Genomic DNA, 7,604 nt, shown 5'->3' with positions numbered 1-7,604 from the left:
ACCCGGCGATCTTCAGTTATTCGTGGCGAAGGCTGGCGGCGCGAGCACCTTACTTTACAGTGGGTCCAGCATCACCCAAGAAATCAACGCAAATCTCCTGTTTGCTGCAGGTTCTGAACTGCGGGAATATGGCTTTCTCTTATCCTATGCAGCACAGGATAAGCTCATCTTCGCAGATGAACGCATCACTCGTAGGCACGAGTACACGGTGGGGTGGAGCGAGAGCCACCATGGCTTGGGCTCCGGCCATGGCGAGTCGAACCTGATTCTTGCCGAAGCGCAGGTTGAACTCAGGGTTCTGACGGAGGATATCCGTGCGTTCCTATCGGACTGCCTTGTTTACCAGTTCCACAACACATCCGAAACGGCTCGCATCCGCCAGCGGTGGAGCGTCACCGACAGTCACGCCCTCAAAGAAGATGGCGCCAACCTCGCGCCGCTTCTGCTCCGAATCCGGCAACAGCATCCGGCGCACTATCAGCGCATCACGAGCACGCTTCGGCAGATTGCGCCCTACTTCGCCGACTTCGTGCTCGAGCCGGAAGGAGATAGCATCCTCTTGCGCTGGCGGGAGGTTGGGAACGACATGCTGTTTGGCCCGCATCAGGCCTCCGACGGGACGTTGCGGGCGATGGCGCTCTTTGCATTGCTCATGCAGCCGACCACCGAGATGCCGTCCGTCATCATCCTCGACGAGCCGGAGCTTGGGTTGCATCCACGTGCCATCGCCGTGCTGGCCGGCCTGCTGCAAGCGGCTTCGCTGCACCGGCAGGTGATCGTGGCGACGCAATCGCCCGTGCTCCTTGACCACTTCGAACCCGAGCAGGTGATCGTGGTCGAGCGCGAAGGGTCCGAATCCGTTTTCCGGCGTCTGGACCGCTACAAGCTGGAAGCGTGGCTGGAGGAGTACACGCTTTCGGACCTGTGGGACAAGAACGTGCTGGGAGGAAGGCCGCACTGATGGTGCGTCTTAACGTCCTGGCGGAGGGTCAGACCGAAGAGGCATTCGTATACCAGGTGCTCGCGCCCCATCTGGCCGATTACGGAGTCGTGGCGACCGCGCGCTGTGTCACGACAAGACGCGACCGCCGCCGCCCTGACCAGGTGTTCCGGGGCGGCTTGCGCGATTTTGGCAAGGCGCTTCGCGATCTTGAACGATGGATGGCCGAAGACCACAGTGCGTTCTTCACCACGATGTTTGATCTCTATGCGCTGCCGACAGATTTTCCGGAGTACGTGACATCAGCCCAGGTCAAAGATCCCTACGCCCGCGTCCGGCATCTGGAGCGGGCGCTGGGGAGCATCGTCGATGATCGGAGATTGATTCCGTACATCCAGCTCCACGAGTTCGAGGCGCTGCTGCTCACGAATCCCGCGAAATTCGAGTGGCACTACGTTGAGCATGAATCCGCGATCGATCGCCTGATCAGGCTGTCTGAGTCGGTTACAAGCCCCGAGACGATCAACGATTCACCCGAAACAGCCCCGTCGAAGCGCATCATCCAAGCGATCCCCGAGTACCAGAAGGCAGTTGCGGGACCGATCATCGCGCAGAAGATCGGAATCGGTGCGATGCGTGCGCGTTGTCCGCACTTTGCTGAGTGGCTGGTCAAGCTGGAAGCTCTGGGGCCGCGGGAACCTCGCGTTCCGGGTGTTGAGCCCGGGCTGATCGTGCATATGGCCGACGACTTCGACGCCACGCCCGAGGACTTCAGTGACTACGTGTAACCGCGGTATGACCGAAATCACACCCGTCATACACTGTGATCCGGACATCCTGGGGGGCACGCCGGTCTTCGTCGGTACGCGCGTGCCTCTTCAGAACCTGATCGACCATCTGTTGGCGGGCGACAGTCTCGACGACTTTCTCCGCTCGTTCCCTACCGTCAGTCGCGAGCAGGCGACCGCGGCGCTCGACCGGATCGGTCCCGGCGAGATCATCCACCTCCACGCGTAGCCGCCGAACTGATCGAGCAGGTTCTCCGTCTGCATGATGCCCCGTCGCGGGTGGCGGAACAAACGTTGCGGCCTACATTGGTCCTGCTTCGGCGGGGCGGGAGGGTGGGCGCCCCGCGGCGGATTGGACCAGACCCGTTGATCAACCCTGAGGGAGGTGGAGGAATGGCGTTTACACTGCCCGAGCTGCCGTACGCGCACGAGGCGCTGGTGCCGCACATCGATGCGGAGACGATGCAGATCCATCATGGCAAGCACCACAAGACCTACGTCGACAACCTGAACGCGGCGCTCGCCAAGCACCCCGACTTCGACGCCGGCGACGACATCGACGCGCTGATGCGCCGGCTGGACGAGGTGCCCGCGGACATCAAGGGCGCCGTACGCAACAACGGCGGCGGGCACGCCAACCACAGCCTGTTCTGGAAGGTGATGAGCCCCAACGGCGGCGGCGCCCCCACCGGCGCCCTGGGCGACGCCATCGAGAGCACGTTCGGCGGCTTCGATGCCTTCAAGGAGGCGTGGGCGAACGCCGGCAAGGGCCGCTTCGGCAGCGGCTGGGTGTGGCTCGTGGCCGACGCCAGCGGGCTTCAGATCGCCGACACGCCCAACCAGGACACGCCCCTGATGGAGGGCCGCACGCCCATCCTGGGGCTGGACGTGTGGGAGCACGCGTACTACCTGCACTACCAGAACCGTCGTCCCGACTACATCACCGCCTGGTGGAACGTGGTGAACTGGGACGAGGTGGCCCGCCGCTACGAGGCGAACGTCGGCTGACGCGCCGCCCGGCATCCGATCGCAATCGCAGCGCCCCCGTCCAGCACACGGACGGGGGCGCTTCGCATCCGCGGCGTTTCCCATCCACCCGTTGCAGCGAACCTCTGGCGTTTCCCCGTGCGCGCGATTACGCTGCATCCATCGCCACCCATCCCTCCGCTCCCCGCCCCATGCCGCTCACGATCGGCGTTCCCACGGAAACCGCGCCCGGCGAGCGCCGCGTTGCGCTGGTCCCCGAAATCTGCGCGAAGCTGGCCGCGCAGGACGTGCAGGTTCTCGTCGAAAGCGGCGCGGGCGAGGCCGCGTACTTCCCCGACGACGCATTCCAGGCCGCGGGCGCCCACGTCGTCTCCCGGGCCGAAGTGCTGCGCGCCAACGTGCTGGCGACGGTGAACGGCCCCGGCGAGGACGACTTGACGCACCTGCGGCCGGAAAGCGTGGTCGTCGGATTGATGCGGCCGCTGGACGACGCCGCGCGGATGGAGCGCATCGCGTCCACGGGCGCCACCGCGCTGGCGATGGACCTGGTGCCGCGAACCACCCGCGCGCAGAGCATGGACGCGCTCTCCGCCATGGCGACCGTCGCCGGATACCGCGCGGTGCTGCTGGCCGCCGAGGCGCTGCCCCGCTTCTTTCCCCTGCTCACGACAGCAGCGGGAACGATGCGGCCCGCCAAGGTGCTCGTGCTGGGCGCCGGCGTGGCGGGGCTGCAGGCGATCGCCACGGCGCGGCGGCTGGGCGCGGTGGTGTCGGCGTACGACGTTCGCGCGGCGGCGGCAGAGGAGGCCCGCTCGCTGGGAGCGACGTTCATCACGCTGGACCTGGACACGGCAGGCGCCGAGGGCGGCGGCGGGTACGCGGCCGCGCTGGACGAGGAGCGGCAGCGGCGCCAGGTGGAGCTGTTGGGCGCGCACGTCGCCGCGCAGGACGTGGTGATCTGCACGGCGCTCGTCCCCGGCCGGCGCGCGCCGCTGCTAGTGTCGGAAGAGGCCGTCGGCGGGATGGCGGCCGGATCGGTGATCGTGGACCTGGCGGCGCCCAACGGGGGCAACTGCGCCCTCACGCACCCTGGCGTGGCGTCGCATGCGGGCGGCGTCCGCATCTACGGCCCGCTGAACCTGCCCGCCGAAATGCCCGTGCACGCCAGCCAGATGTACGCGCGCACGATGGCGGCCCTGGTCGGGTACTTCGCCAAGGACGGCGCGTTCGCACCGGCGGAGGACGACGAGATCTTCCGCGGGATGTGCGTTACTGCCGGCGGCCGGGTGGTCAACGAGCGCGTCCGCACCCTCCTCGCCTCCGCTCCCGCCTGACGAGCATCGACCTTCTCCCCCTCCCACGCCGCGCCTCCATGGTCGTAACGCTGCTCGTGGTATTCGTGCTCGCGTCGTTCGTCGGCGTCGAGATCATCAGCAAGGTCCCGCAGACGCTGCACACGCCGCTGATGTCGGGCACCAACGCCGTCAGCGGCATCACCGTCGTGGGCGCCATCGCCGCGGCGGGGATGGTGGATTCGCCAGTGGCGCAGTGGCTGGGCTTCGGCGCGCTGGTGCTGGCGACGATCAACGTGGTGGGCGGCTACCTGGTGACCGATCGCATGCTGCAGATGTTCAGGAAGCGCGAGCTGGCGAAGGCGGGTGATGGACAGGCTGGAGAGGGCCGATGAGCACGCTGGTGAACCTGGCCTACCTGGCCGTCGCGGCGCTGTTCATCATCGGCATCAAGCGGATGAACTCTCCCGCCACCGCGCGCGCCGGCAACCGCCTCTCGGCGGTCGGGATGCTGATCGCCATCGTGGCCACGCTGGTCTCCGCCCGCATCCTGTCGCCGTGGATGATCGCCAGCGGGCTGGCGCTGGGGACTGTGCTGGGGATTCTGCTCGCCGCTCGCGTGCAGATGACGCAGATGCCGGAAATGGTGGCCGCGCTGAACGGGCTGGGCGGCGCGGCGTCGGCGCTGGTGGCGTGGGCTGAGGTCAGCCGCTACACCGCGGCGCAGGCGGAGGGCTTCGCGGGTTCCGGCTTCGCCCGCCACGGGCTGGCGGCGCTGGACGGGCGGCTAGTGATCACCATCACCTTGAGCGTGCTGATTGGTGCGGTGACGTTCTCGGGGAGCTTCGTGGCGTTCGGGAAGCTGAATGGGAAGATCTCCGGCAACCCGGTGTCGTTCCCGGGGATGCGACTCCTCACCAGCTTGCTCGCGCTGGTGGCCGTCGCGGCGGTCGCGTTTCCGCTGGTGATGGTGCGCGATTCGGCGTTCGACGCCGGCCCGCTCGCGGTCTCCACGCTCGTCCTGGGCCTCGTGGCGCTGGTGCTGGGCGTGCTGCTGGTGATTCCCATCGGCGGGGCCGACATGCCGGTGGTTGTCTCGCTGCTCAACTCGTACTCGGGGCTGGCCGCGGCGGCGACGGGGTTCGTGCTGGAGAACCAGGCGCTGATCGTCAGCGGGGCGCTGGTGGGCGCGTCGGGGATTATCCTCAGCAAGATCATGTGCGACGCCATGAACCGCTCGCTGCTGAACGTGCTGGTGGGCGGCTTCGGCGGGGCTGCGGCGGAGGGCGGCGCGCGCTCCGCGGCCGGGCTGACGGTGCGCACGGTGACGCCCGACGACGCGGCGGTGCTGCTGGCGTACGCCGGGCAGGTGGTGGTGGTGCCGGGGTACGGACTGGCCGTTGCGCAGGCGCAGCACGTCATCCGTGAGCTCGTGGACCTGGTGCAGGCGCGCGGCGTTCGGGTGAAGTACGCCATCCACCCGGTGGCGGGACGCATGCCCGGCCACATGAACGTGCTGCTGGCCGAGGCCAACGTGCCCTACGACCAGCTCTTCGAGATGGACGAGATCAACGACGAGTTCGAGCGCACCGACGCCGTGCTGGTGATCGGCGCCAACGACGTGGTGAACCCCGCGGCGCGCACGGACCCGTCGTCCCCCATCTACGGGATGCCCATCCTGAACGTGGACCGCGCCAAAAACGTGATCGTGCTCAAGCGCAGCATGGCCGCGGGCTACAGCGGCGTGGAGAATGAGCTCTTCTATCTGCCCCGCACCGGCATGCTCTTCGGCGACGCCCGGAAGTCCCTCGAGCGCCTGGTGCAGGAGGTAAAGGCATTGAGCTAGCCTGTCGGAATTATTCCGCTACATGCTCCTCAAGCACGGGAAAAATTATTTTGTCCGGCCTTTTCGTGGGAAAAATCCTCGCTCTGACGCGAAGCGAAGCCCGCCGAATGACTCCGGCGGGCTTCGTTCGTCATGGCGGTCCGACGGTTACTCGCAGCCGAGAGTCAGGCCGCAGAGGGTGTCGTCGTAGGTCCGGCAGGTGACCGCCGGGCACGAGCCGCCCACCAGCGTTCCCACGTGCGCCTGCACGGTCCCGTGCTCCTCGGCGGGGCGGGCGGTCGTAAAGGATTCCACGCTCAGATCTTCCACCTGCAGCTTCAGCTTCTTCATCGTCCATTCCTCCCTGTGAATCGGCCTGCGGATGCCCGGATGGACAGCCAGAGCCGTGCCGCAGCCTCCGCATGCGGACACAATTCACAATCCGAGTTCCGCGTAGACGGTCGAGGTTTTCGGAGCCGCCTCTCCCCCGCGACGGACGGCTGCGATTGCTCGCGTGCGGATGTAGGATATATTCCGCCACCGCCGTGGGATCTGTGCGCATCCCACGTCCGGCTGATGTCGAATCGCTTACGCCGGCTGCGCGCCGGCTTTTCTCGGGTAGGCTGATGGCTCGTCTGTTCCGCAAGAAGGAAGAAGGAAGCAAGTCGCTGTGGGACCGCATCGTCGACGTGGCGCTCACCGACGTTTCGGTGCTGGTGAAGGGGCTGGACGAGGGATCGCTGGAGGGGCTGGAAGAAACGCTGATCGCGGCTGACTTCGGCGTGCCGGCCACGCTGCGCCTGGTGGATGTCGTCGAGAAGCTGGCCGAGCGCGGCATCGCCCGATCGTCGCGCGACTTCCTGCGCGCGGTGCGTGAGGAGATCGTGGCCATCCTCAGCGCCGGCCGCGCTGACACGGCGCTGCGCTTCAACTACGACGGCGGCCCCACCGTGTTCCTGGTGGTGGGCGTCAACGGCGTGGGCAAGACCACGACGATCGCCAAGCTGGCCCACCGCCTGACGCGGCAGGGGCGCAAGGTGATGATCGCCGCGGGCGACACCTTTCGCGCCGGCGCCATCGAGCAGCTGCGCCGCTGGGCGGAGCGCGTGGGGTGCGACTTCGTGGGAAGCGAGCCGGGGCGCGACCCCGCCGCCGTGGCCTTCGACGCCTACGAACAGGCGGTGGCGAAGGGCACCGACGTGCTGATCGTGGACACGGCGGGCCGGCTGCACACGCAGACCGACCTGATGAAGGAGCTGGAAAAGGTGCACCGCGTGCTGGGCAAGAAGCTGGAGGGCGCCCCGCACGAGACGCTGGTGGTGCTGGATTCCACCACGGGCCAGAACGCCATGGCGCAGATCCGCACCTTCGGGCAGACGCTGCCGCTGACGGGGATCGTGCTGACCAAGATGGACGGGACGGCGAAGGGCGGGATCGTGGTGGCGCTCAAGGAAGAGTTCGACCTGCCGGTGAAGTTCATCGGCGTGGGGGAAAAGATGGGCGACCTGGTGCCCTTCGAGATCGAGTCGTTCGCGGAGGAAGTGCTGGAGGCGTAATCCCCTCGGATGGAAGACTGCGATCTGTCATCCAGAGGCGCAAGCGCACGGCACCGGCCCGCATCTCATCCTGTGCGCGCCGAAGGATCTTGCCGCGGACACGTACCAGCCGGGGCGCGGCAGCGGTCACCGCAGCCGAGGCCCCGGACCCGTCCCGGCGGGTAAAACCGCAGCTGGAAAATCACGAAGTCCGCCTGCGCGGACTGCGAGCGTGCT

9 protein-coding genes are annotated in these 7,604 nt (G+C 67.1%); 8 read left to right on the top strand and 1 reads right to left on the bottom strand.

The annotated features are described in order from the left end of the window. From VIB55_RS11955 to VIB55_RS11925, 7 genes are all read left to right on the top strand, one after another. Positions 1–961, top strand: a 961-nt coding sequence (locus VIB55_RS11955; RefSeq protein WP_331876876.1) for an AAA family ATPase, incomplete at its 5' end; no start/stop codon positions are given. After that, positions 961–1,728, top strand: coding sequence for a DUF4276 family protein (locus tag VIB55_RS11950; protein WP_331876875.1), 768 nt, complete (start codon positions 961–963; stop codon positions 1,726–1,728). The genes VIB55_RS11955 and VIB55_RS11950, both read left to right, overlap by 1 nt. 7 nt (positions 1,729–1,735) lie before the next feature. Continuing rightward, positions 1,736–1,957 carry a DUF433 domain-containing protein gene (locus tag VIB55_RS11945; RefSeq protein ID WP_331876874.1) on the top strand — a complete coding sequence of 74 codons (222 nt, stop codon included), beginning with the start codon at positions 1,736–1,738 and terminating at the stop codon, positions 1,955–1,957. Between the two features lie 164 nt (positions 1,958–2,121). Then, positions 2,122–2,736, top strand: coding sequence for a superoxide dismutase (locus tag VIB55_RS11940; RefSeq protein ID WP_331876873.1), 615 nt, complete (start codon positions 2,122–2,124; stop codon positions 2,734–2,736). Between the two features lie 170 nt (positions 2,737–2,906). Continuing rightward, positions 2,907–4,049: an NAD(P) transhydrogenase subunit alpha gene (locus tag VIB55_RS11935; RefSeq protein WP_331876872.1), complete on the top strand. Its 1,143-nt coding sequence runs from the start codon at positions 2,907–2,909 to the stop codon at positions 4,047–4,049. A 38-nt stretch (positions 4,050–4,087) separates the two neighbouring features. Beyond that, positions 4,088–4,402: an NAD(P) transhydrogenase subunit alpha gene (locus VIB55_RS11930; protein WP_331876871.1), complete on the top strand. Its 315-nt coding sequence runs from the start codon at positions 4,088–4,090 to the stop codon at positions 4,400–4,402. Further along, on the top strand, positions 4,399–5,853 hold the full coding sequence (locus tag VIB55_RS11925) for an NAD(P)(+) transhydrogenase (Re/Si-specific) subunit beta (protein WP_331876870.1): 1,455 nt from the start codon (positions 4,399–4,401) through the stop codon (positions 5,851–5,853). Before VIB55_RS11930 ends, VIB55_RS11925 begins: the two co-directional genes overlap by 4 nt. A 147-nt stretch (positions 5,854–6,000) precedes the next feature. Here the strand turns inward: VIB55_RS11925 and VIB55_RS11920 are convergent, their stop codons facing one another. Then, positions 6,001–6,183, bottom strand: coding sequence for a hypothetical protein (locus VIB55_RS11920; protein WP_331876869.1), 183 nt, complete (start codon positions 6,181–6,183; stop codon positions 6,001–6,003). A gap of 275 nt (positions 6,184–6,458) precedes the next feature. On the opposite strand from VIB55_RS11920, the gene ftsY reads away from it, so the two are divergent. Then, entirely contained in the window at positions 6,459–7,388 is a 930-nt protein-coding gene (ftsY, locus tag VIB55_RS11915) for a signal recognition particle-docking protein FtsY (RefSeq protein ID WP_331876868.1), read from the top strand. The last annotated feature ends 216 nt before the right edge of the window (positions 7,389–7,604 follow it).

The organism is Longimicrobium sp., assembly GCF_036554565.1.
Lineage (GTDB): Bacteria > Gemmatimonadota > Gemmatimonadetes > Longimicrobiales > Longimicrobiaceae > Longimicrobium.
This window is presented reverse-complemented; position numbering and strand designations above follow the sequence as displayed.

What these genes read in the sequence shown, in the direction of transcription:
- VIB55_RS11950 (WP_331876875.1), top strand. Translation starts at nt 961, where the DNA reads ATGGTGCGTCTTAACGTCCTGGCGGAGGGTCAGACCGAAGAGGCATTC.
- VIB55_RS11945 (WP_331876874.1), top strand. Translation starts at nt 1,736, where the DNA reads ATGACCGAAATCACACCCGTCATACACTGTGATCCGGACATCCTGGGG.
- VIB55_RS11940 (WP_331876873.1), top strand. Translation starts at nt 2,122, where the DNA reads ATGGCGTTTACACTGCCCGAGCTGCCGTACGCGCACGAGGCGCTGGTG.
- VIB55_RS11935 (WP_331876872.1), top strand. Translation starts at nt 2,907, where the DNA reads ATGCCGCTCACGATCGGCGTTCCCACGGAAACCGCGCCCGGCGAGCGC.
- VIB55_RS11930 (WP_331876871.1), top strand. Translation starts at nt 4,088, where the DNA reads ATGGTCGTAACGCTGCTCGTGGTATTCGTGCTCGCGTCGTTCGTCGGC.
- VIB55_RS11925 (WP_331876870.1), top strand. Translation starts at nt 4,399, where the DNA reads ATGAGCACGCTGGTGAACCTGGCCTACCTGGCCGTCGCGGCGCTGTTC.
- VIB55_RS11920 (WP_331876869.1), bottom strand. Translation starts at nt 6,183, where the DNA reads ATGAAGAAGCTGAAGCTGCAGGTGGAAGATCTGAGCGTGGAATCCTTT.
- ftsY (WP_331876868.1), top strand. Translation starts at nt 6,459, where the DNA reads ATGGCTCGTCTGTTCCGCAAGAAGGAAGAAGGAAGCAAGTCGCTGTGG.